Below are 25,389 nucleotides of genomic sequence, written 5' to 3'. Positions count from 1 at the left end.
AATTAGTCCTCCCCATATTGAGATTGTGTTTCAGCTACTTCTAACGTATTTTGGTACTCTGAAGTTAGGGTAGGATTAGAAATCATCTCTTGATTTACAAGTCCCAAATACTTTTCGAAGAATTTTAGTAGCTTTTCAATAACAGTTTGCTTTTTTTCTGTTCTATTACCACCACCAAAGCGTGATACAGGGGGTAGAATTTTATCAATATCTGTTCCTGTGGTTTTTAATATACCATCACGGAATGCATTATTAATAAATTTTTGAGTTTCTTCTGGTTTAAGTTTTTCATCTGCCATGATAACAGATAAATCCTGATCTTTTTGTCTTTTTATAAATTCTTTCCAATCCTTGTCCACATTTGTTGATGCATTAATTTCTTCTATAAAGTCTTCTATAAGTTTCTTTTTGCTACGAAGTTCAATACTTGAATTTATAGCTTTATCAATGGTTGTAAGAATACTTTTATCCTTACAATTAGAATCATGATATTTTAAAACAAGCATCAAGATATAATCGATATTTACTTCTACTTGTTTAACTAATTCAATTTCAAAAACAATATCTCCATTTATATTTTCCTTTTCGCTATCTTTCTTTTTTGAATATTTTTGATGAAGGTCAATATAAACACTTTGATAATCCTGAAAATCTCTCTGGTTTAGCATTTCATTATTTTTAAATTCATCAAAAGAAACAAGAATGTTTCTTGTACGTAAAATAGAACCAAATAACTTTATAAATTCTTTTTCAGCTTCTTCACCAACGATGTCTGTACCTATTGGATAAAGATTTTCAAGTTTTTCAGTAAGCTCTGCATATCCTTCAATATGTTTACCTTTATGCTCATATCCGTTTATATATTCATCATATTTTTTTAAAAGTAAAATACCGCTGGCATCCTTGTCCCCAAATAAGGCAAGGGCACTATTTACTTCATCATCAAGATTTCTAAAGCACACAATATTACCAAATGTTTTTACTGAATTTAATATTCTATTTGTACGAGAAAAGGCTTGGATAAGTCCATGTTGTTTAAGGTTTTTATCTACCCATAAAGTATTTAAAGTTGTTGCATCAAATCCTGTCAAAAACATATTTACAACAATTAGCAAATCTATTTCACGGTTTTTCATTCTGAGGGAAACATCCTTATAGTAATTAGGAAACTTATCAGCTGACGTATCATAGTTTACATTAAAAGTATTATTGTAGTCTTTTATGGCAGAATCAAGAAAGTCCCTTGATGTCTGGTCTAGACCATCAGTTTCAAAGTTTTCATCAAATAAAGCATCCTCAGGATCTTCTTCGTTTGGACTGTAACTAAAAATTGTTGCAATAGTAAGCTTTTTACCCTTTTCATCCATTTGTCTTCTAAATTCATTGTAATATTTTATTGCCATAGGAATAGAGGCAACCGCAAAAATAGAGTTAAATCCATTTACTTTAGTGTTTTGCTTTTTTTCTTCAACTGTATTATTTTTTGAAGCTGCCATTTTATCTACATTAGTGATAATCTTATGGTCATAATAAGAGCGGCTTTGGTTTCTATAAGTCTTTTGCTCAAAGTGTTCCAGAATATAAGCAGTTACCTCACTAATACGCTTTGGTTCAAGCATTGCATTTTCTCTGTCAATGGCTTTTACTTTTTTATCATTTATATTATTTGATTCTTTCATTGTTTTAATATAATCAATTCTAAATGGCAATACATTTGCATCACCTATTGCATCTACAATAGTATATGTGTGTAGCTTATCTCCAAAGGCTTGCTGTGTTGTTTTAAGTTTAGGATTCTTCCCACTACCAGAATTCTTTGTGAAAATAGGTGTACCTGTAAAACCAAATAAATGATAATTCTTAAATGTTTTTATAATTTGAATATGCATATCTCCAAACTGAGAGCGGTGACATTCATCAAATATAATGACTGTATGCTTATTATAAATATCATGAGTTTTATTTTTTCTAATAAATACATCTAACTTTTGAATTGTTGTAATTATAATCTTAGCATTTAAGTCTTCTAGTTGTGTTTTAAGTATTTTAGTTGAAGTGTTGCTGTTTGCAGCCCCCTTTTGAAAACGATCATATTCTTTCATTGTCTGATAATCCAGGTCTTTTCTATCAACTACAAAAAGCACTTTATCAATATAATCAAGGTTTGTAGCAAGCTGTGCAGTTTTAAAACTGGTTAAGGTTTTTCCTGAACCTGTTGTATGCCATATATAACCGCCAGCTTCTACTGTACCTGTCTTTTTATAGTTTGTTGCAATCTCAATACGATTTATTATTCTTTCAGTTGCTACAATTTGATAAGGACGCATTACAAGTAATAAATCTTCTGATGTAAAAACACAATAGTGAGTTAGAATATTCAAAATTGTATGTTTTGCAAAAAATGTTTTTGTAAAGTCTACAAGATCAAGAATAGTTTTGTTGTATGCATCTGCCCAATAGCTTGTAAACTCAAAACTATTGCTGGTCTTTTTCTTTTTATAGGATTCTTTCTCTTTTGAATCATTTATGTGTTGATTCCTTGTAGTATTAGAATAATATTTTGTATGTGTTCCATTTGATATCACAAATATTTGAATATATTCATATAACCCAGAGCCAGCCCAAAAACTATCCCTTTGATAGCGTTTTATTTGATTAAACGCTTCCCTAATTGCCACCCCTCTGCGTTTTAGTTCAACATGCACCAGCGGAAAACCATTCACTAAAATAGTTACATCATACCTTGTTTCATGGCTTCCTCCATTTTCCTCATACTGGTTTAAAACCTGCAAAAAGTTATTATGAATATTCTTTTTATCAATTAGCTTTATATTTTTGGTTGATCCATTGTCACGAATTAGAATTTGCATATTATCATCTTGAATTTTACGTGTTTTCTCTAAAATACTCTCATTACCATTAGATATAATTTTAGAATAAAACTGATTCCACTCTTTATCAGAAAAGGTGAACTGATTTAGTTTTTCCAATTGTTTGCGAAGATTTGAAATCAAGTCCTTTTCATTTTTAATATTTATATATTCATAACCTTGCTGTGTTAAGCTGTAAATAAAATCTTTTTCAAGCTCAGCTTCGCTTTGATAATCAGTACTTTTTCTTTCTTCTGGAGTATACTTTGCTACAACCGTAGCTTCATTTGTTTCAGCTATTATGTTAAAGCTACTCATTTTTCAATCTCCTTAAAAGTTAATAATTTATCACGATAGTATTCATATTGTTTTTTACGTGCTTCAATTTCAGCAGGTAAATCTTGTGTAATATCAGTACATATCGAGTCAAATCTATCAAGAATTGCAACAATGCGCTGTTGTTCTTCAATAGATGGGACAGGAATTATTGTTTTTTTTATGTTGTCATTATATAACCTTGAAATTGTCCCACCTTCTGAAACTGCCCATTTAATAATTTTATAAATATGAAATAAAAATTTATTTAATACGTGTTTTTCATCATTTGCAATCCAAACTATATTGGAATCTTGAAAATAAGATGGTGCCCCATCAAAAATCACTGTCCTCCCAATTGTACCAGAAGCCGAAATTAGAATTTCACCTTTTTTAGGGTATGAGTATTTCTGTTTATATTCCTCAAATAATTCTTGTGAAATATAAGCATCTGGTTCTTTACCAAATGTACCAATTTTATAGAAAGGAATTTCACCATTTGATTGAGTTTGTTCCTTGAAAATTCGTTTACACATTGATACTTTACCAATATCTCCCAACATCTTCCACTCAACCTCATCACCAAAGGTCAAGAGCTTACCTCTATAATACTCATACTGTTGTTTTCTAGCTGTAAGCTCTGCTGTAAGTTTTACGGTAAGCTCAGCTGTAAGCTCCTTAAAATTATCCAGTATACGAACAATTTCACGCTGTACTGGTAATGGTGGAAGTGGTATACAAATCTGTTCTAATTTTTGAGGTGAAACTTCAATTACTTTTGTTCCATTTGCAATTTTTCGCTTTTGAGAAAAAAAATCTGCTGTTTGAAAACAATATGAAAGATATTTTGGATCTTGATTATGTTTAAAAATAGCAGCGTGTCCGCCAGTTACTATTTCATTTTCACCAAGCCAGGCAACACATTTACATACATCTTCAATATTTTCACTTGTTATAGCAATTATTAAGTCACCTGTATTTACCTTTTTTAATTTATTAGCAAGTTCTTCTGAAACGAATGTTTTTGTTTCGGATGTAAATGTCCCATAATAGGTATAAATTTGACCATAGTGAATACATCCAATCCCTTCTTCTGTAAAATCTTTTTTCTGCAACCCATTACCACGAATCATCGTGCCAAACTCGCAAAATGCCTTATACTCCACTCCATCAGGGCAAAGTTCCTTAATCAGTTTTTCCAATTTACTCATTCATCCACCTCAATTTCTGCGATAATCTTATCAATTTCATAACGCAAAACCTGCTCTTTGGCAACAATTTCTTTGATTTCTTCATTGAGGACTTTAATATCAATAACTTCTCTTGTATCCTCTTGCTCAACATATGTACTAACCGAAAGATTATAACTTTGTTTCTCAATATCAGCATTAGGGACAACCTTTGTAAAATATTCTATATCTACTCGATCGGTATAGGCATCTATAATATTTTTAATATTATCATCTGTAAGCTTATTGTTATTCGTTACCTTAACACATTCTTTTGACGCGTCAATGAATAATGTGCTGTTCTCTGTCTTTGATTTCTTTAACACCATAATACATGTAGCTATACTTGTTCCGTAAAAAAGATTACCTGGAAGCTGTATAATACAATCGATATAATTATTATCAATCAAGTATTTACGAATTTTCTGCTCAGCACCCCCACGATACATAACTCCTGGGAAACATACAATTGCAGCAGTTCCATTAGTTGCAAGCCAAGAAAGGGAATGCATAATAAATGCTAAATCAGCCTTTGACTTTGGTGCAAGAACTCCAGCAGGAGAAAAACGCGGATCATTAATTAAGAGTGGATTAGCATCCCCCTCCCACTTAATAGAATAAGGTGGATTTGATACTATTGCTTCAAAAGGTTCATTATCACTATGTTGTTGAGTTTCAGTAAGTGTGTCACCGTGAGCAATGTCAAATTTATTATAATCAATATCATGCAAAAACATATTTATACGACAAAGGTTATATGTTGTTATATTGATTTCCTGCCCAAAGAATCCTTGACGTACATTATCTTTACCTAGAATTTTTGCAAACTTTAAAAGAAGCGATCCACTCCCTACAGCTGGATCATAAACCTTGTTAACCTCAGTTTTGCCTACAATAGTGATACGTGTTAAAAGCTCAGAAACCTCTTGAGGTGTATAATACTCGCCTCCGCTTTTTCCTGCATTGGAAGCATACATACCCATCAAAAACTCATAAGCATCTCCAAACGCATCAATGGTATTATCCTTGTAATCTCCCAATTTCATCTCGCTGACACCATTCATCAGTTTTACAAGTTTCTCGTTTCTCTTTGCAACTGTGCCGCCTAATTTATTACTATTAACATCAATATCATCAAACAAGCCTTTAAAATCCGATTCGCTTTCACTACCTTGTGCTGAAGTCTCAATATTTTTAAAGATTTTTTCTAAGGTTTCATTTAGATTTTCATCTTTATCAGCAACCTTTTGCACATTTTCAAATAGTTCACTTGGAAGAATAAAAAATCCTTTTGTTTCAACTAAATCTTTTCTTGCCTGCTCTGCATCGCTATCCTCTAGTTTTGCATAATCAAATTCTAAATTTCCAGCCTCATGTTCACCTTTATTAATGTAATTAGTAATATTTTCTGATATATATCGATAAAATAGCATACCAAGTACATATTGTTTAAAGTCCCATCCATCTACACTTCCTCGTAGGTCATTTGCAATACTCCATATTGTACGATGTAATTCTGTACGTTCCTGTTCTTTTTTTGTATCAGCCATTGTATATCCTCCTGTCAGCATTCCTATTACTTGATTTTATTACTATTCTTTTACAATTTTCTTAACATGATATTATTATATCCCATTAATTCAATTAATAAAAGAATATTCCCCTACACAGCCATTTATACTCTTTGCTGTGTAAGGGAACATATTTGAAATTATATCAAATCTAGTATTTTCAATGCCACTGCCTTTTATATAGCAGAACCACTGTCTCAACATCATTCCTATTCCATCCATATTTTCATTCATAACAACTGGAATCCTCAACTCCAGCTAATCCATTACCAATAGCTCTTGCAATAATATCTGGATTATATTTGTCTGCATCATCACTATCAGCAAATAAGCACTCAACTAAAATTGCAGGCATAATAGTTTTATTAAGAACAATTAAGTTTCTTGTTTTTACTCCTCTATTAGGTAAATTCAGAATACTTGATAATTCATTGCATACTTTAGCAGCATATTTATTTGCTACTTCTGATTTTCCAAATACTAATACTTCTGGACCAGTCCCTCCCCCTGCATTAATATGAATCTCAGCATACAACTCAACATTTGTTGTCTTAGCTATCTCATTAGCTTCACTTGCCCTTTCATAGCAATCCTGACAGCTATAGCTATTACTTGTATCAATTCTAAGTAAATTAACCCCATGACCTCTCTGCTGCAAATACTCTGCAACTAAAGCCCCTATAATCCTGGTGCAATCGCTCTCATCAAGCCTATCAACAACTCCACATCCAACATTCCCACTAGCAGTATGACCTACTGCTATTATAAAATTACTCATTTTACATCTCTCCCTATAATTCTTAATTTTTTTAATTACTCATATACGTTATATGATTTTTAACCATATATACTATATGTAGAGGTAAATTTAATAACAAAAACAATAAATTACATAAACCTCTTAGAGCAATCTTTTAAAGAAATCTTGTGAGGATTTTATCCAAAACTCTTAACTGAATTAAAGGAGGTTTACATGGATTTTAATTATATTGAAGTTTTAGTTATCAAATGCAAAAATAATGATGAAATAGCAAAGGAAAAATTAGCTGCTGAATTTAAACCTTTAATTTATAACATTTCTAAAAGAACCTTTATTGATGGCTATAACATGTATGATATACAGCAAGAGTGCTTTGAATCACTTTTCAAGTCTGTTTCAATGTACAATATAAAAAAGCATAGATTTGTCGCTTATGCTACTAACGCCATTAAAAATAATATAAAGGATCTTATAAAGAGAATAAAATCTAGAAGCTCTACTGAAGGTAATGAAGCATTAAGCTTACATTATAATTTTGAAAATGATCTTCCTTCAGATGAAATTTCCACTGAAGTATCATTATGTGAAATGTGTGACTATGAAGATTTAAGACTGGCTTTAGATAATTTAACCCGAGAGGAAAAAGAATTTATAGATTTTGTATTTTTTAAAAATTATACAGTTTTGGATTACTCTCATTTAAAGAATATGTGCTATTCTACTGCTATTCTAAAAAAGAACACTATTCTAAAGAAAATACTAAATAATATGTCTCATTATTATAAAAGCATCAAAGCATAGAAACTCCAAGGCTCACTTGGAGTTTTTATTTTTATATAATTATATTAATCTATATCCACTTATTCAAAATTAAAATTATTAATAACAGCTGTAGTCTTATCAATATAGTTTTGAACTACTTGATCAATGCTATCACAAATATATTTAAGAGAACATCATTCACATTTATTAAGTATTCCTTCCGTAATTAAAGAACATTGAAGTTCATCATCAAAAGTAGAATTTCTAATGGCAAGTGCTATTTGTTTCTTATCAAATGCTTCTCCTTCTTCTGATTTAATTTTAATTTCATTCTTAACCATATCAAAACACACTCCATAATTTAATTTCAGCTTCAAAAAATTTATCCGATAGCTAGAATCCGTGACACTCCCACTTTTTCAAATGCAGCTAACGGCTGCACGCTCCTGGACATTGTGCCCCTTGAGGGTATAAGCGAAACTTTATCCGCTGCTATTATGGATATATGGTTTGTCATCTACGATAACATTAAAATGAATACTATTTTTTATACTAGCATCCTTTCAGCCCGCATTTTTCAAGCATATTCTTAAGAATATATATTCTTCTATGGTAATATTCTAAAGAATAAATATGGTGAAGAATATTACCATATTAGAATATTCTCCATTTTTACATATATCCTAAGTAAGACTACTATGTAAAGGAGAACGCTTATGGCCAAAAGAAAACAAAATGAACCACCTAAAAATGATTTTGCTCCTAATGAAAATGAAGAAATGATAAGCTTTACGTCTGAACCAATTGCACTTGGTCAGTGTATTTCATCTTTTTCATTTGATGATGATGATATAGAGGCAGAAAATATTACTGTAACTAATGCTAATAATGATTCCTGTCTTGAATCCAATAATACTACTCCCAATATTTCATCTAATAACAAAGCTACATCCAAAAATGGCACCATTGCATTTAATAATAATATCCTTACAGATAATAGAAAAGCTTCTGTAGCAAATGGTATGGCTCCACCTATTGATGGTGAATTCCTAGATACTAAAAGGACATATATGCTTAGAGCTTCTACTGTTAGGAAAATCAACGAACTTAAGAGCATACATCCTGATTTAAATACTTATGTAAGTACAATAGTAGATTTAGCTATTGCTCACTATTATAATTACATAGTAAATGAAGGTGGAAATCAATGATTCATTTTGTACCTATTATTAATAATAAATTTTAGTAACTTCAATAGAATTGCTTATGTACATTCATATATCCATTAAGAGGAGGTGGATATATATGCAGGTAACTGATTTAATTAATCTTATAACTACCAATGGTTTTGCTATAGCTGTAGCCGCATATTTGCTAATACGCTTAGAAAAACAAATTGCTAACTTATCAACATCAATTAATAAGTTAAATACTATAATATCAGCTAAACTTGGAGTAGCTATTGATACCGATAGTTCTAATGATGATTCGCATAAGATAGCTTGAGAAAAAGGCGATAGCATTAATTTTTAATGTTTATCGCCTTCAAACTTATTAACATTTTCTACTTTTTAATTTTAGATATATAAAATATTAATTTATATAAATTACATTTCTATATTGCTATTTAAATTCATTGATAATTAAATGTTAATACAATTTGAATTAGCCCTGTATTGTTTTAATTTATAAAAAAGATAAATTAAACACTTTAATATACATTATTGATTTCACAAAATTTAAACTATTAAATCATTAAAGGTATAGGGATATTATTTGTTGATTCTATAGTATATTTTGTTTTGAAAACATAATATTTTTTTATAAGCAAATTGCTGTTGATTTGAAGCCAGTCTTCGTTCATGCCTATTTGATTCAAATGTTTAAATATATCTTTATGCAATACATCCAGCTGTTTTAAAAATTCGTTTGCTTCCGCAATATTATATAACTTTGTTCTTAAAATGAAATAACACTCATTTGCTTCTAAACGATCTCCATCCCTTGAATTTCTTTCCTTCTCTTTTATCCTTTCACTATACTCCCTTTCAGCAATGCCCTTACTATCACACAAACGCTCTCGTTTGCTTTCCAACTGAATAAATTCGTCAGAATCAATCCCAACTTTATCTATTTCTTTATTCAAATTAACAAGTTTATTTTCAATTTTCTTCAACTTGTCATTGGCATCTCTATAGGCAGAGTCTAAATCTTCAGCCCGTCTTGCTGCATAATAGTATTTTGAAATATGAGTGATATACTTACCAACATAAACAGATATATCATCGGCAAATTGTTTTCTTTCTTTTTGTTCCTCTAATTCTTTTTCCTCTTTTCTCTCTTTCTCCCTTTCATCTTTATCCTTCAAAATTTTCTTATCTGTATCTGACTTATTTTCTGCCTGTATATCACGACTCTCTTTCACTGTTACAAATACGGATATCAGAGTTCCCAAACCTCCTAGAATACCACCAACATAGCTTCCTAAAAAGCCAGCCCATTCATTATTAGACAAATTAGAAAAAGCTGCACTCTCGAAAACTGCATATTTAAATAAAAATGGAAGTATAACTCCAACCACTGTGTACACAATTATTATTTTAAGCATTGTATTTACAATCTTCTTTTTATTCTTCATTGTACCCTCACCTTCTAAAAATCATCATATTCTTTAATCTAAATGCTTTGGGAACGCTTTTTCAAAAGCCACTTGCATTTCAACTACACTATGGTACCGATAATCAAGATTAGCGTTTATTCCCTTTTCTACAAAATTCTTTATATCATTATTTTTTAGTAACTATTCAGCTACAGCAATTTATTTTATAAAAAGGACAATATTAATACTATTTAAGCAATAGTACACGCACGATTTCTAGAATTTTAAAATATAACGTTCCATATTCACAGATTATATCTTCAGCTTGAAGTAGTAATATCTTTTAATTAACGCTCGCCTTGCTCGGACTTTAATGTTTTCTGCTACCACGTAACTTTAATTTATGATATATTAACATATTTTTCGCAAGATAAAAGATGTAATAATTTAAGCTTGTCTATTACTTCCTTTAACTTTAATTCAATATCTACACTTTACTTTAGAATATCCGTAATAGAAAGTATAAACACAATAATTATTCTGATTTATTTCTAAATTATATGGATAATAAATATTTTTTTATTTCTATATTTTCAAACATAATTTTTACCTTCTTTATTAATCTAACCAATATATTTTCTTTTAAAAAATATATGATTAACTTATAAATCTATATTTACAAATTAATCATTAATTACTTAAACTTTCATCAGTTTTACTTTTTAAATATTCTTGCCATAAATCATTAAGATTTATATTTCTATTATAATCATAGTATTTATTTATAAATTTTCTTACTTTTTCTAATACTAAATCAAGCTCTTCTTTATCAAATTTATTTACATCAAATTTTTCAATAGCTCCAAATCTAGATTTATATAATGCAATACCTTTAATACTAATATTTTTTAATGGTGCTGATACCTTGACTTCATCTTCAATTTCCTCTGTATTGTCTTTCATCTGAGTTAGCCTATGGATTAAATAGTAACCACATATTTGCGCTATATCATCAATTTTATAGTTATTTTTACTAACACACTTAAAATCATAAAGTACACCATCGATAAATATGTCTGCATCTGCACCAAAGCATTTATAAGACCAAACTCCAAAATGTGGATTAAATACAACAACGCTGTTTTTCCTTACAATTCCAAAGTCAATAAAAACCTTTTTAAAAATTTCACAATTCTTTTTTAAATCTTTTTCCAGCTCTAAATTTTTTACACGAGCATCTTTACTAATAGATATAATATTTGTTATTCCTGTTCTATATATCTGTTCTAACCTAGCAAGTGTTAATACATCTAAAATAATAGTATAATAATCATCAACAGAACAATTAAATATATAATTTTCTATATTCTTTATTTTATTTTCATATATTTCTTTTTGTCTAATAAATAGTTCATCTTTTAATACATTTTTCAATAAACAAAAAGCTTTTTCGCATACCATATCTTGTAAAACACTCTCTTTATCATTTTCAATATAATTAGCAATAATAAATCTCGCCATATAATCAAATGCTATACCAACTAATCTAGCATCACTTTTATTAGTCAATTCATTAGGTGCAAGTAGCTTATAGTATTTAGAAAATGCCTCGACATCCCAACCTAAATTTGTAGTAAATGTAAATTTAGTAGGTAAAATTGGTTTTATAATACTTTTTAGTTCTGGATTTTTTAACATATTTTTTAATCCCATAAATTCTTCTCCAATCACTAATCTAGTTCTGTTTAGTTATAAACTCTATAATATAATTCTAAATTTTAATTTAGAATTATATTATTTATCTATGTTAAACTATAGCTTTATTTAAAACCTAATTTGTAGAAAAAACATTAACTTCTTTGATTATTCTCTAACATTTAAATAATCTCGCATCAACTCAAGTAATCTCAATATCACTAATAACAAATCTGCTCACCATTTTCTTCTTGGCTTCTGATAATCAGAGCATAGTTGTTTCCAAGCCTTATCGTTATTTCTTCAAAATTACTTTTATAACTTTTGCTGCAATCTTAGGCCCTTTTTTTATTGCTACACCACACCCCAAAACAACGGCACCTCCTGCTCCTGCCAAAATCTTATCTCTTTTTTCTTTTCTTTTTTGCTTGCAACGCGCGCAATACTTTCCGTCGAGCACAGGATTATAACACCCCTTGCTTTTGCATTGTTTAGATTTTTCGTTAGTCATTAGATTTGCCCTCCAAGTAATTTTCTGAATTTTTATTTTTATTTTCAATAAAAGCACTACAGCTAACAAGTAATTTAGTGGGAAGTAAACTGAAATCTTGAGGAGTTAACCCACTATTTCCAGAGGAGCAAATTAACTTCCAAGCACGATGTTTATTTCCCTTGTATTTGATTTCTTTAAGCAATACCTGCTTTATAAAAGTCTCGTGTTCTTTAACTACCGCAAGTTGTGCATTACGCTCGCCAAGAACCTGATACGAATACAAGGAGATTTGAACGGCATTATTCATTGCAACTATGGCGGTATTTATGTCACAGACCATCTTTTCCATATCTTTGGCTTTAGGTGTTTTATCACTGCCGAGCAAAGAGATATCGGATTTAATTTGAAACGCAAGTTCAGCACGAGCAGAATTGGTATCACGAACAGCTTGTATTAGCATTTGCCGTTGTAGAGATTCATCTGACATTGCAAGTGCCTGAATGAAACAACTTCTGCTACTTAATAGTTTCGCGAGACGGTCATCGCGTTGCCCTTGAATTATTCTGCCAAAATTAAATTCACAAGCTTCTGAAATTTCCTTAAGTCCATTAGCAATTTGGTTTAACTGGTTTTGCATAGATAGGCATTGCATCGCTCCAGCAATATCAGTTGGAATAGTTTTAGTGCCTAAAGGGATATCCTTAATTTTCTTGCTCTTACCATACTCTTTTCCGCCTATCATAAGACCTTTGACTGTAGTCCTAATTTGAAGAAAGAAAGTATCAGTAGAATCTTTGCATGGGATTATTTCAGCTGTTCCGTTTTGCAATGCCTGCTTAATTTCTTCTGAAATTAAGTCAAACCTTGGAATGTATTCAGTTTTATTTTGCACATAATCTATGGATTTTTGCGCCGCAGGAACAGAATCGATAAATTGCTTGACTTTTCTAAGCAAACTCTCCGAAGTTCTGTTTTGTATTGCTGGCGTTAATGCAAATACAGAACTGTCATAGCAGTACAAGTTTTCATCTAACACATCTATGTTAGACGAATCCTTTATAATAAGAAATTGTTGCTCGTCCATTTTAAACTCCTTTACTTCGTCATCTTAATCTATATTTTTTTCTTGGTGGTTTATCCAATGAAGGCGAGTAACTCATTCCAGTTTTCAGAATAAACCGCCAGTATTTCATGACATGCTACATCTTACTATGAAATTAGCTACTAAACACAAATAAGCCATCAATGTGGATGTGTTTTCTTATATAATTTATGAAATCCGTATCTCCAACAGATATTCCACCACAAAGTGAACCTTTAAAAACATATTTTTTATTCTCTATATCTGTAATTTCCATTTCCCATATGCCTATATCGGTTGCATAACAAAGTAGTTGCTCACTTTTACAGTACTGAGAAAATAAATTTAATATTTCATTAACAATTAGCTTTTCAATACTAAACTGCTGTTTTCTATCAATTGTAAAGAGCAGCCTCTTTTCCCAAATTCCAAACAAATGCTGATATTAGAGTAACCAGGAGTTTAGTAATTTATTTCTATACTAAATTTCCATTCATTATTTATTGTCTTTAATCCATCTAAGCAAATATGGTCTATCATTATTTGCTCCAGGTTTTTCAAACCACTCAGAGCAAAGATAGTATTCTTCTCCAAAAATATTTAAAATCGGCTTTGCCATATATCTAACTGGACGAGTATTATACTGTGATTTTTTTGCTAGTAGTGGATATTGCAAATCAAAGTTTTCTTTTGAATACTCTTTGGTTTGCATTAAAACAATAATTTCTGCTGGAATTCGTCCACTTTCTAAAATTGGTGGTAAAGCAGTTCTTGCAATTTCAGCCACCTTTAGATTTTCATATCCTGAAATAATATCATCAGCACTTTGCGCTATTTTTTCTTGTCTTATTTTAGGCTCTTTGGGCATTGAAATAGATTTAACTTGTCTTTTATCAAACAGATTAAATAATTGTAATCCACGCATAAATAGTTCTGAAGTATCCGAAACATTATTAGCAACTTGTGTCACTGGCAATAATATTTCGTTATTAAAGCTTTCATTCGCCAAAATATGTACATCATATTCAAGGCCCATGTTTTTCAATACACCATTAATATCATCTACTGTAGCCATAAGATCATTACAAACAGCAGGGGTTATTTTGGGTGAAGCAAAAACAATATCACAATAAGGAATATTAAAACACCCTAAAATACACATTGCTGTTCTGATACATTTTTTTACAACACGTGAAACTGTTTCTTCTCTTGATCCATAGTTAAGTCCACTTTCGTGAAAAGCAATATCTACAGCATAAATATGAGCACCATTTTCATCAAATGATATTCCTACTGCATCTGCTTCACTTTGAGAAATCAACTGTTCAAGAGAATTGTTTTTAAATACATCATAACCATACTTTGTTGAAAACAAGTCATTAGTTTTATTCATCAATTCTGCAATAATATCCTTGTTTTCAAAGTACCATTTAGGCGAAACTGTCCAGTTCAATTGTACCAACTGACAATTCTTAATGTGTTTAAGCCAAGATAATATAAGGGATTCTCCCATTTCAATTTTCATAATCTCACCTTTCCATAATTCTTCGGAAACTTTTCTTTTCCGAGCAACCATAAATATTTATCTATTTCCTTTAGGTTAAATTGCTCCAAACCATAATATTTTTGAAATTCAATCAATATATTTTTAAATTTTACATAGTCCTTTAAATCCTCATTTTTGAATTCATAAAAACTATCTGTATCTCTAAAATACTTAAGCAAAGTATTAACAAAACTATCGTAAATAGGGAAATCAAGAGGCTTATGGTGACTACAATATTTTGAAGCAAATGAATAGAAGTTTTTAATATTCCCATTATCCATTTCAATCTTTGAGATATCATTTACAAGAGTTATATCACTATTATTTAATCGCTCATCAATATCTAAGGATATAATGTGTTTGGCCACCTTATATGCTGCAAAAATATTTGTGCTATAAAAATCATTTAGTGTAGATACCTTTACAAGCACATCTTCCATTAAAGTATTCGAAGGATATGTTACAAAGAACAATTTATCTAATGCCTCTTCTTGAAATTTATAATTTTCAAGGGTATCCCATAGTTCAAGATACCTTGTTACTTCATTCTCATTAGGACTTGGAATATCTCCTCTATTTCTGTTTTTTCTCGGTATCCTTATATCTACTTTCTTTTCCTCTTTTCCAGTGCTTAAACTTACAGTATCTCCAGTAACATATTCTTTTAATAATTTGATATTACGGCAATATGTATAAGAATCTGACTTAGGGTTTTTCCTTCCTTTATCTGAGAAGTGTTCCATCAGCTTTATTCTATATCTTTCGATTCCATCCTCACTAGATAGCACTTCCATTGGCTCTATTCCAAAATCATACCTAAAAATATAAAAGGCTTCACTGCAAATTATATCTTTATAAGATAACTGCTTGTGATTCGTATTTAAAAACTCCTTAAACCCTTCTCTTAATGCCGTCAAATCATCATTTTGAATATCTTTATCAAACATCTGCATACCACCTCACTTTATAAAACCCAATTAATCTATGTGCTTCAATTCTTCTCTCAGTAAATTTATTGGATGAGCATAATCCAAAGAGCCACACATCAAGTTTCTGCCAGCCCATTTGTTAAGCTCAATAAAAATGATTAGTTCTACTAAAAAAATCTTCACTAGTAGTCTCATTTTATTATATATTTCTATACTGATTGCTCAGAAACAAGGCGCACAGTTCCCATTATAAACAGAATAAAATTTTCTCAATATTTGTTAGACTATATAATCCATTATAATCCAATTTTTTCACGTATGGAATAATTATCTACTTATACAAAAAAATAAATGTAGCAACAATTATTTATGCTGCTACATTTTAAATCACCTAAATATTTTCTTTGCTAGTCATATTATTAATTTTTATATTCTCTACTTCTACAGCAGGAACTCTATACTTTTTTGTGTACTTTATTATTCCCACTATATATACTGCTGTGACTACCACAGTAACTATACATCCACGTAATAAGACTAATGTTAAATTATATAAATCATTTATCATATAAGCCCTAACTGCCTCCAAAATCTTTTTATTTTAATACTTGCCTTATTTGCAATTTTATAATCATATATAAAGATTTTCTAACCTGCTTATAGCTTTTATTCTACTAATTCAACATTCTTATAATAAAAAGCAGTTTGTTTACCTTTACCATGCCAAACTACATTTAAGGTTTCTCCATTATTATATATTCTAACTATTTTTCCTATTGATTTGATTCCATGATACTCAATGTAAACTTTATTTCCAACTTTATAATCTATATCTGATTCTCTTATATTTTCTTCGATAACTTTATTTATAGAATGATTTTCTGTTTCAAAAATTTCGTTTTCTTTGAATTTAGGTTTCTGTATATATTCCAATATCCATCCTTTTGGATTTATCACTATAGTTTTTTCTCCAGGTATTATTAAATTAGCATCACCTTTTCTTTTGATATATTTCTTAGGCTTAAGATCTTCTAACTTTTGTTTTTGTGTTTCATTTATTTTCTTATCACTATTCACAATAAGTATTTCTTCTCCAGGCATAATTCCCACATCTTTAGGTAGACAAAACTCATTTATGCCACTTGCATTAAAATACAAAGTTTTATCGTCTAATTCAACTAACAATGCGCCACTCAGTATCTTAACTATTCTGCTACAACTTTGTGAATATAATCTAGTGATTGCATAAAACTTATCCACTCCTTTAGTTTCTTCTTTAATAATAATTTTCTTGGGTTCTATAACTTCTATAGCAGGCAAATCAAATATACTAATTTGTCCTTCGATGTAACATTCACTTTTCATATTCATCCTTTCAATATCTTTAATCTGTTTTTGTTCTTTTGTTCATAAAAAAACAAATAATTTTCATCTATTTATGTAATACGAAAAATTTAGACATATATCCTTTATGAAAACAAAATGAAGGAGGTTAAAACTATGGCTGTAACTAAAACTATCGACTCAGTTTCTCTTAGTATCGAGGTTCAAAAAGCTTTAGACAAAGCAGGAGACCCAATTTATACCAAGAAAACTTTCTCAGGTATAAAAACAGATGCTACACCTGATAATGTATATGCTGTTGCAGATGCAATTAAAGGTGTTATGGAAGCTAACACTAGAGATTACTTTATCAATGAATCTTCTAGTTTAGCAAATGCTTAAGCAGAGAGCCAAAAGCTTGTCCTTTGTGCGAATCGCTTACTCCTACGACGCTAGGAGTAGGAGTTTCCTTTCCTTAACTCTTATCTAAACAGAAAGGTGGTGAATTAAATGGAATATTCTTTATCTATGACTTTTTTAACTGTGGCTGGCGAAAAAAGTACTTTAAGTGTTTCTGGAGTTAAACCTACTCTTACAAAAGATGAGGTTAACGCACTTATGGATACTGTGATTGCTAAGAATGTTTTCAAAACTAATTCTGGTGATTTAGTTAAGAAATCTGGTGCTCAAGTTACTCAAAGACAAGTTACTAAATTTGATGTAGCTTAGTCTTTTAATAAAAATGGAGTTTTGTCCTGTTGCAAGGATAAAACTCCATTTTTTCATATACCATCCTCATAAGATATATAACTTATTATTCTCTAATTTTTCTCAATATAAAATCTATACCCTTTTGAAATACCATTGTTTTTATATTGATTTTAGTCTCTCCACTAGGCACTGAATATTTTTGCTCCAACACTCTGAAGTACCCTAAGTCAACATAATGTTGATATGGAATATTATTTTTATCCAAAACTTTTTTATCTCTAAGTAAAGAAAACAGCCTATTTCTTCCCATTCTTTTAATGCCAAGAACTTTTGCAACATGTCCCATTTCAATTGCATCTTTAGAGCCTGCGACATCATCATAAAATTGTCCTTTAGGCTCTAATAGCTTTACCTTATTTTCGGCTTCCAGCCTTGCTTTTCTCTCTTCTTTTAACTTAGTCGCTGCAGCAATAAGTAAATCGGGATTATCTAATAATTCATCTGTAGCATACATTCCTGTTTTTCGTATGCTAGGCAATACCTCATCAAAGATCCATGCTTCAAATTTCTCTGCACCTGGCAATTCGGATTTTGCAGTTAGGCGGTATACATCCCCTTCCGGAATTACACTCATTTCTACATTTTGGATAGCATCCGTTCCATCTTTCCTTTTTCCTGTTACTACCCCTATGTCGTGTTTCACGACACCCCTACAATGTCTTAAAAGTGCAGCTCTTGGATTTTTATACCCTAAAGCTTTTGCTATATCAATTCCAACAGCATAATCTTTATTATTAATTTTTAACCATCTTATTTCTCCAAAGCGTTCATCTTTAAAAATTCGTAAACTATCCATTTGTTTATCTCCTTTTCTCAGAATTTTATCTTTTTAATACTTCTATAATATAAAATATTCATTTCATATTAACTTATTTAATGACCTTTAGGTTTGGCTTATTAGCTTCTTTTTTATAATTCTCACTAAACTCATTAATAAAATAATCAAAGTTACATTTAACATACAACAAACCTTTTCTTTCATTCCAGCCTAAAGCATATATCTTATTTATTCTGATCTGAGTATCTTGATTATATATAGCCCATCCATCTCTCCACATACCAACTGGTGGAATATCACTATATAGATTAAAAGGTATACTTTGATCTAAATTTCTTATACAACCTTTTTCATTCATACTAAAATAAAGACATCCATCTTCATTTCTGTTAATACTTTTTCCTTGGCATTCCCCACCATGTTTATAATTCCTTTTACAATATGCACATTCCAGACGATTTGGTAAATCTTTCGGTCTGTTCATTCTAATTCTGTCCTAAAGTCTTTCTGCAGCCACTACAAACAAGCACATTATTAAATTCACTTATATCTTTATCACTTCCACAAAAGATGCATCCTTTACTATATTTCCTTAAAACTATATCATTGTTAACCTTAGCTATTTCGATTGGATCTCCTTCATTAATACCTAACACTTTTCTTATTTCCTTTGGTATTACAACCCTTCCCAAATTATCAAGATTTCTTACTATTCCTGATGATTTCATTTTTACATTCTCCTCATATAAATTATTTCTTGCATTGAATTACTCTTATCTTTTCTTCTAATATCTCTATTTTCTTTTCTAAAATCATATTTTCATAACCTAGCTTAGGCACAATCAAGGAAACTCCTACTCACATTCGTTCATAGGAGTAAGTGCGAGCAGCCAAATATGAAAGCTCACAGAGAAAGTTCGAGTAACCAAATATAAAATTTGGACTCTCACTTTTTGCGCTCTTACTTAAGTCTATAATTATTCCTAATATCCTTCTCAATTTCTACCACATAATCTTTTGACAATAGCAATAGGTAAGATTTTGATGTAGTCTCCATCTTTTCCCCTGCTTCACACCGTACGTGAGTCTTTCGAGCTCATACGGCGTTCCAACAATTTATTATATTTAATTAAATAACTGAATTTCCTACTAACTTTCTTAAAGAATTAACACGATTCATCCCTTGTTTATCAAGGGTCAACAAACCTAGATAATTTTTAATGGTATCTAATTTAGTACAATGTACAATCTTATGGGCTTCGCCACATATCCAAACTAAATTTTTATATTCATCAGTACCACCATCACATTTCTGTTTTTTGTGGTGACATTCCATATTGCCTATTTCTAAATCCAATCCTGTTACATAACATTTACCTTGTTGCCCAGCAATTAAAGATATTCTATTATCATTAAGTTCAGCAGTATTATCATCATTTGCTGTTCTTAGTAGGTAATCAATTAGATGTTTGTACCCCCTAAGATTTTGATGGATTTTATTTCTGCCAGGTTTTGTATAATTACATATATCTCGATGTAAATGCATTGCATTGCTTGTTTTGCAACCATAAATAGGAAACATGGTAATACCATTAATTGTTCTTATCTTACCTTTGTAATTTCCATATAAGCGTTTATATGTTTCGGTAAATTGCGGTTTATTTGATATCCATGGCTTTAAGCGTATTTCTAAGGTTTTTGTAACTAAGAAATTTATTTCTCTGAAATCATATGTTATCTTTGTTGCACACTTATAATAATTATGCATCCCTAATATCATTGAATTTAACTTTAATACTTCCTTACTATTCCCATGCTTTTGAATTTCTTTTATTTGATTTTTAAGCTTGTTTATAGTAATCTTTTTAGCTTTATTACACATTCTGCTTTGGCATACATATTTATTATGTTTGGGTTTAACCATTAATTTGAAACCTAAATATTCAGTGTAATTTTTTCTAAGATTGGTTACTTTTGATTTTTCTGTACTTATATCTAGGTCTAATCTTTCTTTTAGCCACATCTTTGTTGCTCTAAATATTTTAAATGCAGTTTTATAATCTCTACAGAATATTTTAAAATCATCCGCATATCTTACTAACCATATTTCTTTTAAATCACCTTTTTTAATTGCTCTATATTTGTGTGATTTAGCACTATATTTATAATTTGTTTTAAATGTTTCCCATTGGGAACTTATCCACCAATCCAATTCATTAAGAGCAATATTGGATAATAAAGGACTAATTATCCCTCCTTGAGGAGTTCCCTTATTAGGTATTCCAATGCCTTGTATTTCTGATTTTAATATCTTCCCAATTATACTAATCAAGTTTTTATCTTGAATGCCTAAATTCCATATTTGTTTTTTAAGTTTGCTGTGACTAACATTATCAAAGAAACCTTTGATATCTATGTCCACTACATAATGTAGATGAGCATTATTCATCAAATGCATGCTTCTCGCAATGGCATGTTCAGTTGACCTATTCGGTCTGAAACCGTAACTATGTTTATAAAATTTAGCTTCACATATTGGTTCTAAAATTTGTTTAATACATTGTTGAATTATTCTATCTTCAATACAAGGAATTCCTAGCGGTCTAGTTTTACCATTTGGCTTAGGAATTTCAACTCTTCTTACACTTTCCGGAGTATAGTTAGCTAATTTATTTTGAATACGCTTAACAAATTTCTCTGTTGTCATATCTTTGAAAAAACTTATATCAAGTTTATCAGTTCCACAAGTTGTAGAACCTTTATTATTCTTAATATTTCTGTATGCTAATAAAATGTTATTCCTTGAAGTTACATATTGCATTAGATTATTAAATAAATCCTTCAGTTGATTTTCCGTATAATTTATCAAATATACTTTGCATTGTGTAATATTCATTATTTCTTAGTGATTGTCTTTTCTCTAATTTAAAGCTTTCCCCCAAGTCTATTGCTTCCTCCTTTGTATAAATACAAATTCAGCTTCATATCTCTTAGTCTTACTCGAACCTTGAAATCATTCAGTATTTAATTATCAAATAACAATTGTCTAGTGGCTATCGCTCCGTTTCCATTACAAAAATGTTCCTTGCTTCATGCCACCACTCTCGCTTAGATTAAGATAAGTTATACTTTACTGTTTTCCTTATCAATACTTCATTGGCAGTAAAACCTCCATATTCTAAGCTTTCCTTGTTCCGTTATTACTATCTTTACAGATATCCGTAGGTCATCAGTTTAAGCCTGTAAATTTGATAGTGCCTTTAACACTATATGGACTTTCATAACGAAAAATTTTACTAATCCACATTTACGACACATCTGTGTCATGCCCATTTCTGAACACTAATATTTTAGACCCGTACATTCCCGATTTCGCCAGTCCCTTTGGGACATCCTAACCATAGATATTTTATAGACACCCGACCTATCATACACTCGACTACCTCTAGTTCGCTATTCCTCAACATTACTTGTTAGGGTGTACTCTCAGCCGACTTCACCGAGCTTATAACCCTTAATAATTTACTTTATTAAACGCTATTCGGAGTATTAATGTAGGCGTTTCAAGGCGTTGCCCTATCATTCCACCTATCGCAATAACAGTTCTAATTCACTAAATTTTATTAGCTAAACTAGGCTATTCTTTTCAAATAGCAACAAGTCACACTTTCATATATTCTTGAAGCTACCCCTTCATCAAATGCTAATAATCTATCAATAGAAAATTCACTGCTGACTATAATAGGCAGGAAATTAAGATACCTGTAATTAATGATTTCAAACATTATGTTTACATCTGTTTCATTGATTTTTCCCTTGAAGAGATCATCAATAAGTAATACCTCACATAATTGATACTTTGAAATGGTCCTAGTATAATATTCTTCATCAATCATATTTTGTTTTATCTTTGTGATCACATCACGATAAGGCATGTACACTACTTTAATCCTTTGTTTTAAAAAGTTTAATGCAACAGCAATACTGCAGTGCGTTTTACCGCTGCCAACCTGACCGCATAATAAAATGCTATTGCGCCTATTGTTTCTAATTTCATCAAACTCAGTACAATAAGCTGCAGCAGCATCCTTAATTCTACTTGACGCTTCATTCCAAACTTCAAAACTAGAAAAAGTAAGTTTACTTTGTTCAACATTGATTCCTGAATACTTCCACTCACTTTTTAGCTTTTCTATTTTCCTGCATTCACAGGCTACAGCAAGAGGTTGCATATGCTCCTGCTTAATAAGTATCCATCCTGTGTCTGAGCATTTGTCACACCTATATGAGTTTTGCTTCAATCCTCTTTCGTTCAGCTTCTGTAAGCTTTCGCGGTTCCTTTGGCTTGAATCCTGCAAATTCATTTTTATCTGATGTGTTACTCTTTCCAGTGCTTCTAACCCCATTTTTCTTCACCTCCATATGATCATCTGGATACCCATCTCTCCTCCAGTTTTTTAATACCCCAATTGCATACTTTATGTCAGGACAATTTTTCTCAAAGCCAACATCCATAGCCATCTTAACCAACTTTTCTCCATGAATATCAATAGCTGATCTAAGTGCAACATAGTCGCATCCTCCTGGCTTTCCTGTTATTTTTTCATGATACTGCATAAGCTCCATTGCCTTAGAATTTATATCCACCTCTTCTACCGATCCATTTTTAGTATTATTATCATCAAATAGATTATGTTGACTTACTGCTTCATCACAATCTAAGTTTTTATTATTCATGTCATAAGTATTCTTTTTACTTTCTGTATTCCTATCTTTATCTATCTCTTTTTTCTCCTTCTTATTCTTTTTCTTATTCTCTATCTTATTCTGTTGCGTTACTGTAACGTTACTTTTGTTTTGAGTAACGTTACTAGTATTTTTAGTAACAGTACAATTATTATTATCAGTTTCTACAATGTTATTACTTATATGTTCATTATTATTAGCACTTTCTGCATTGATATAACTAGCTGCTTCGTTAGTGGCAATATTAGTTTTATTATTAATATCAGTATTTGTAGAAGCTTCTTCACTAGTTTCTAAATTCGCTAATGGTGTATTTTCTTCTGGAGCATAATTCTCCTCTGATGAATTTTTCTTTTGTTCTAAATCATTAGTTTCTTCTAGTTCCTCATTTTCATCCAAAGTTATGCTTTCTTCTAAAACTCCGCTTTCATAACTTTCTTGAGCATCACTTTTACCAGCCTTCTTCTCCCATTTTTTCTTTTCTCTATGAGTCTCAGCTCTTTTTCTATTTTGCTCACGAACTTTTTCCATTCCTTCTATATTTTGATACTTGTCCCAGTTTACAATTCTGATTACTTTATCAGGAGCTATTTCAATCATTCCAAATTTAGATAGGACTCTTAATGCAAGTTTAATGGCATCTATTGGTCGTGAAAATAATATGGCTAGCATTTTGCTAGTAAGTGGCTTTCCCTCTGATAAAAATATTTCACCATTAGCATTAAGCTTTCCACCTAGTAAAAGTATTCTTATCCACACATAATGAATTGTATCCCTTTCTTTCATTGCATCTATTAATTTCATTTTTTCATCATCAGGCATACAAGTAGCTAATTTAATCCATTTAATATCTGCCATTATTTTTCACGCTCCCATAAATAAAATTTTCTAAATCTTTCAAGTCCATCCCAGGATGGATTTATTCCAATTGAATTACAAACATATACGTAACATTTTAAGATTTTAAAATTCACTCTTCTCCCCTCATTTAGTAATACCTCATTTTATTAGAATTCCCTTATGTGCCTTTCCTCTTTTCCCCTTTTCAAAGTCATAATAAATACACTCTTCAAGTTGCTTAACCGGAAAATTTTCTCCTAGCATTTGGATGCATACTTTTGTATCCCTTTGATAATTCTTTAATATTTCTATTAAATCATTAGCTGTTAATCCTTCAAATTTTCTAATCATTAAAAATCCCTTCTTTCTATAAAACCTCTCCAATATGGTCCTCTAAAAATTCATCTAATTTTGAAAGTATTATTCTAATATCTCTGCCTATTTTGATTACCGGAGCCCCTTCTATATGTTTTATCCTTCTTGCTTTTGCCTCTGAAACATCTAGTATTTGTGCTAATTCTTTAGTATTTATTGTTTTCTTTTTTATCTTTTCTCTATACTCTTCAATATCCATTTATACCCCTCCAGCTAATGACTTTATTAATTCTCTCCCCTTTAAGCTGTGTGATTATAATTCTGTTATTTTAAATACACCAAAAATTAAATATATTAATCACGACAATCTAATTTTTACTTAAGTGAATCTAATAAACTATAGTATCTCTATGAAGCTATTCTTCGTTTAAAAATAGTTCCTTTACATCAACGTTTAATGCTTTGGCTATTAGTCCAATACTTTTAATGGATGGTGTCGTGCATCCATTAATAATTTTTGAAACTGTTGTCCTTCCAAGTCCAGTTTTTTCAACCAGTTCATTAACTGATAAACATTCATTTGCCTGAGCAATTCTTATTTTGTTTACATCTATATTCATCATTCCACTCCTTCACACATTTGTATGAAATTCCCATGTAATCATTATATGTATCCGTTTGTATGAAGTCAACATAATTTTGAATAAAATTATATATTTATGTTTACATTTGTATGAAATGTTTGTAAAATATTTCTAAGGAGTGA

At 30.4% G+C, this 25,389-nt stretch carries 25 protein-coding genes and 3 pseudogenes; 5 read left to right on the top strand and 23 right to left on the bottom strand.

Annotation, left to right across the window (positions count from 1 at the left end; translation table 11 throughout):
* Positions 1-2 precede the first annotated feature (2 nt).
* The 5 genes and pseudogenes from PZA12_RS08105 to PZA12_RS08085 form a co-directional block, all read right to left on the bottom strand.
* Positions 3-3,188, bottom strand: coding sequence for a type I restriction endonuclease subunit R (locus PZA12_RS08105; RefSeq protein WP_103699213.1), 3,186 nt, complete (start codon positions 3,186-3,188; stop codon positions 3-5).
* The gene (locus PZA12_RS08100; RefSeq protein WP_103699212.1) at positions 3,185-4,396 is read right to left on the bottom strand and encodes a restriction endonuclease subunit S; all 1,212 of its coding nucleotides are present in this window, start codon (positions 4,394-4,396) and stop codon (positions 3,185-3,187) included. Before PZA12_RS08100 ends, PZA12_RS08105 begins: the two co-directional genes overlap by 4 nt.
* Positions 4,393-5,964 carry a type I restriction-modification system subunit M gene (locus tag PZA12_RS08095; RefSeq protein WP_103699211.1) on the bottom strand — a complete coding sequence of 524 codons (1,572 nt, stop codon included), beginning with the start codon at positions 5,962-5,964 and terminating at the stop codon, positions 4,393-4,395. The genes PZA12_RS08100 and PZA12_RS08095 overlap by 4 nt, the downstream gene beginning before the upstream one ends.
* 90 nt (positions 5,965-6,054) lie before the next feature.
* On the bottom strand, positions 6,055-6,219 hold the full coding sequence (locus PZA12_RS08090; RefSeq protein WP_181006043.1) for a hypothetical protein: 165 nt from the start codon (positions 6,217-6,219) through the stop codon (positions 6,055-6,057).
* Positions 6,215-6,763, bottom strand: a pseudogene (locus PZA12_RS08085) (N-acetylmuramoyl-L-alanine amidase); the annotation flags it as partial. The pseudogene PZA12_RS08085 and the gene PZA12_RS08090, both read right to left, overlap by 5 nt.
* Before the next feature lie 195 nt (positions 6,764-6,958).
* Here PZA12_RS08085 and PZA12_RS08080 point away from each other — a divergent pair.
* A complete protein-coding gene (locus tag PZA12_RS08080; protein WP_206490823.1) occupies positions 6,959-7,546 on the top strand; it encodes a sigma-70 family RNA polymerase sigma factor in 588 nt (195 codons plus the stop codon).
* 59 nt (positions 7,547-7,605) lie between these two features.
* Here PZA12_RS08080 and PZA12_RS08075 read toward each other — a convergent pair.
* Positions 7,606-7,848: pseudogene (locus tag PZA12_RS08075) on the bottom strand (hypothetical protein).
* Between the two features lie 375 nt (positions 7,849-8,223).
* On the opposite strand from PZA12_RS08075, the gene PZA12_RS08070 reads away from it, so the two are divergent.
* Complete coding sequence (locus PZA12_RS08070) at positions 8,224-8,718, top strand: hypothetical protein (RefSeq protein WP_103699331.1); 495 nt, start codon at positions 8,224-8,226, stop codon at positions 8,716-8,718.
* A 94-nt stretch (positions 8,719-8,812) separates the two neighbouring features.
* A complete protein-coding gene (locus tag PZA12_RS08065) occupies positions 8,813-9,013 on the top strand; it encodes a YvrJ family protein (protein ID WP_103699330.1) in 201 nt (66 codons plus the stop codon).
* Positions 9,014-9,254: 241 nt separating this feature from the next.
* On the opposite strand, the gene PZA12_RS08060 is transcribed toward PZA12_RS08065, so the two are convergent.
* The 8 genes from PZA12_RS08060 to PZA12_RS08025 all read right to left on the bottom strand — a co-directional run bounded on the left by PZA12_RS08060 (position 9,255) and on the right by PZA12_RS08025 (position 17,215).
* Positions 9,255-10,145: a hypothetical protein gene (locus PZA12_RS08060; protein WP_103699329.1), complete on the bottom strand. Its 891-nt coding sequence runs from the start codon at positions 10,143-10,145 to the stop codon at positions 9,255-9,257.
* A gap of 651 nt (positions 10,146-10,796) precedes the next feature.
* Positions 10,797-11,819: a hypothetical protein gene (locus PZA12_RS08055; RefSeq protein WP_103699328.1), complete on the bottom strand. Its 1,023-nt coding sequence runs from the start codon at positions 11,817-11,819 to the stop codon at positions 10,797-10,799.
* 277 nt (positions 11,820-12,096) lie between these two features.
* Positions 12,097-12,312 carry a hypothetical protein gene (locus tag PZA12_RS08050; protein WP_103699327.1) on the bottom strand — a complete coding sequence of 72 codons (216 nt, stop codon included), beginning with the start codon at positions 12,310-12,312 and terminating at the stop codon, positions 12,097-12,099.
* Positions 12,305-13,378 (bottom strand): hypothetical protein, encoded by a 1,074-nt coding sequence (locus tag PZA12_RS08045; protein WP_103699326.1) that lies wholly within the window; start codon positions 13,376-13,378, stop codon positions 12,305-12,307. The genes PZA12_RS08050 and PZA12_RS08045 overlap by 8 nt, the downstream gene beginning before the upstream one ends.
* A 493-nt stretch (positions 13,379-13,871) precedes the next feature.
* Positions 13,872-14,900 carry a hypothetical protein gene (locus tag PZA12_RS08040; RefSeq protein ID WP_242984904.1) on the bottom strand — a complete coding sequence of 343 codons (1,029 nt, stop codon included), beginning with the start codon at positions 14,898-14,900 and terminating at the stop codon, positions 13,872-13,874.
* A complete protein-coding gene (locus PZA12_RS08035) occupies positions 14,897-15,868 on the bottom strand; it encodes a hypothetical protein (RefSeq protein ID WP_206490828.1) in 972 nt (323 codons plus the stop codon). The genes PZA12_RS08040 and PZA12_RS08035 overlap by 4 nt, the downstream gene beginning before the upstream one ends.
* A 373-nt stretch (positions 15,869-16,241) precedes the next feature.
* The gene (locus PZA12_RS08030; protein ID WP_181006051.1) at positions 16,242-16,418 is read right to left on the bottom strand and encodes a hypothetical protein; all 177 of its coding nucleotides are present in this window, start codon (positions 16,416-16,418) and stop codon (positions 16,242-16,244) included.
* Between the two features lie 98 nt (positions 16,419-16,516).
* On the bottom strand, positions 16,517-17,215 hold the full coding sequence (locus PZA12_RS08025; RefSeq protein WP_103699332.1) for a hypothetical protein: 699 nt from the start codon (positions 17,213-17,215) through the stop codon (positions 16,517-16,519).
* A 135-nt stretch (positions 17,216-17,350) separates the two neighbouring features.
* Here PZA12_RS08025 and PZA12_RS08020 point away from each other — a divergent pair, with 135 nt between their 5' ends.
* The gene (locus tag PZA12_RS08020) at positions 17,351-17,575 is read left to right on the top strand and encodes a DUF1659 domain-containing protein (protein ID WP_009168792.1); all 225 of its coding nucleotides are present in this window, start codon (positions 17,351-17,353) and stop codon (positions 17,573-17,575) included.
* A gap of 108 nt (positions 17,576-17,683) precedes the next feature.
* The gene (locus PZA12_RS08015) at positions 17,684-17,902 is read left to right on the top strand and encodes a DUF2922 domain-containing protein (RefSeq protein WP_009168791.1); all 219 of its coding nucleotides are present in this window, start codon (positions 17,684-17,686) and stop codon (positions 17,900-17,902) included.
* A gap of 85 nt (positions 17,903-17,987) precedes the next feature.
* Here the strand turns inward: PZA12_RS08015 and PZA12_RS08010 are convergent, their stop codons facing one another.
* From PZA12_RS08010 to PZA12_RS07970, 9 genes and pseudogenes are all read right to left on the bottom strand, one after another.
* A complete protein-coding gene (locus tag PZA12_RS08010) occupies positions 17,988-18,740 on the bottom strand; it encodes a phage antirepressor KilAC domain-containing protein (RefSeq protein ID WP_206490836.1) in 753 nt (250 codons plus the stop codon).
* A gap of 73 nt (positions 18,741-18,813) precedes the next feature.
* Positions 18,814-19,206: a hypothetical protein gene (locus tag PZA12_RS08005; protein ID WP_206490838.1), complete on the bottom strand. Its 393-nt coding sequence runs from the start codon at positions 19,204-19,206 to the stop codon at positions 18,814-18,816.
* A 1-nt stretch (position 19,207) separates the two neighbouring features.
* Positions 19,208-19,450, bottom strand: coding sequence for an AbrB/MazE/SpoVT family DNA-binding domain-containing protein (locus PZA12_RS08000; protein WP_206490844.1), 243 nt, complete (start codon positions 19,448-19,450; stop codon positions 19,208-19,210).
* A 401-nt stretch (positions 19,451-19,851) separates the two neighbouring features.
* Positions 19,852-21,664 (bottom strand): annotated as a pseudogene (ltrA, locus tag PZA12_RS07995) (group II intron reverse transcriptase/maturase).
* A 690-nt stretch (positions 21,665-22,354) separates the two neighbouring features.
* Positions 22,355-22,954, bottom strand: a complete 600-nt coding sequence (locus tag PZA12_RS07990; protein WP_206490853.1) for an ATP-binding protein — start codon at positions 22,952-22,954, stop codon at positions 22,355-22,357.
* Between the two features lie 49 nt (positions 22,955-23,003).
* Entirely contained in the window at positions 23,004-24,326 is a 1,323-nt protein-coding gene (locus tag PZA12_RS07985; protein ID WP_206490846.1) for a phage replisome organizer N-terminal domain-containing protein, read from the bottom strand.
* 141 nt (positions 24,327-24,467) lie between these two features.
* Complete coding sequence (locus PZA12_RS07980; RefSeq protein ID WP_023975311.1) at positions 24,468-24,659, bottom strand: hypothetical protein; 192 nt, start codon at positions 24,657-24,659, stop codon at positions 24,468-24,470.
* A 16-nt stretch (positions 24,660-24,675) separates the two neighbouring features.
* Entirely contained in the window at positions 24,676-24,882 is a 207-nt protein-coding gene (locus PZA12_RS07975; RefSeq protein WP_103699193.1) for a helix-turn-helix domain-containing protein, read from the bottom strand.
* A 157-nt stretch (positions 24,883-25,039) separates the two neighbouring features.
* Positions 25,040-25,243, bottom strand: coding sequence for a helix-turn-helix domain-containing protein (locus PZA12_RS07970; RefSeq protein ID WP_103699194.1), 204 nt, complete (start codon positions 25,241-25,243; stop codon positions 25,040-25,042).
* Positions 25,244-25,389: the final 146 nt, after the last annotated feature.

Origin of the sequence: Clostridium beijerinckii (genome assembly GCF_036699995.1) — a bacterium.
GTDB lineage: Bacteria > Bacillota > Clostridia > Clostridiales > Clostridiaceae > Clostridium > Clostridium helianthi.
Note: the sequence above shows the minus strand (reverse complement) of the source record. Positions and strands in the feature narration are given on the sequence as shown.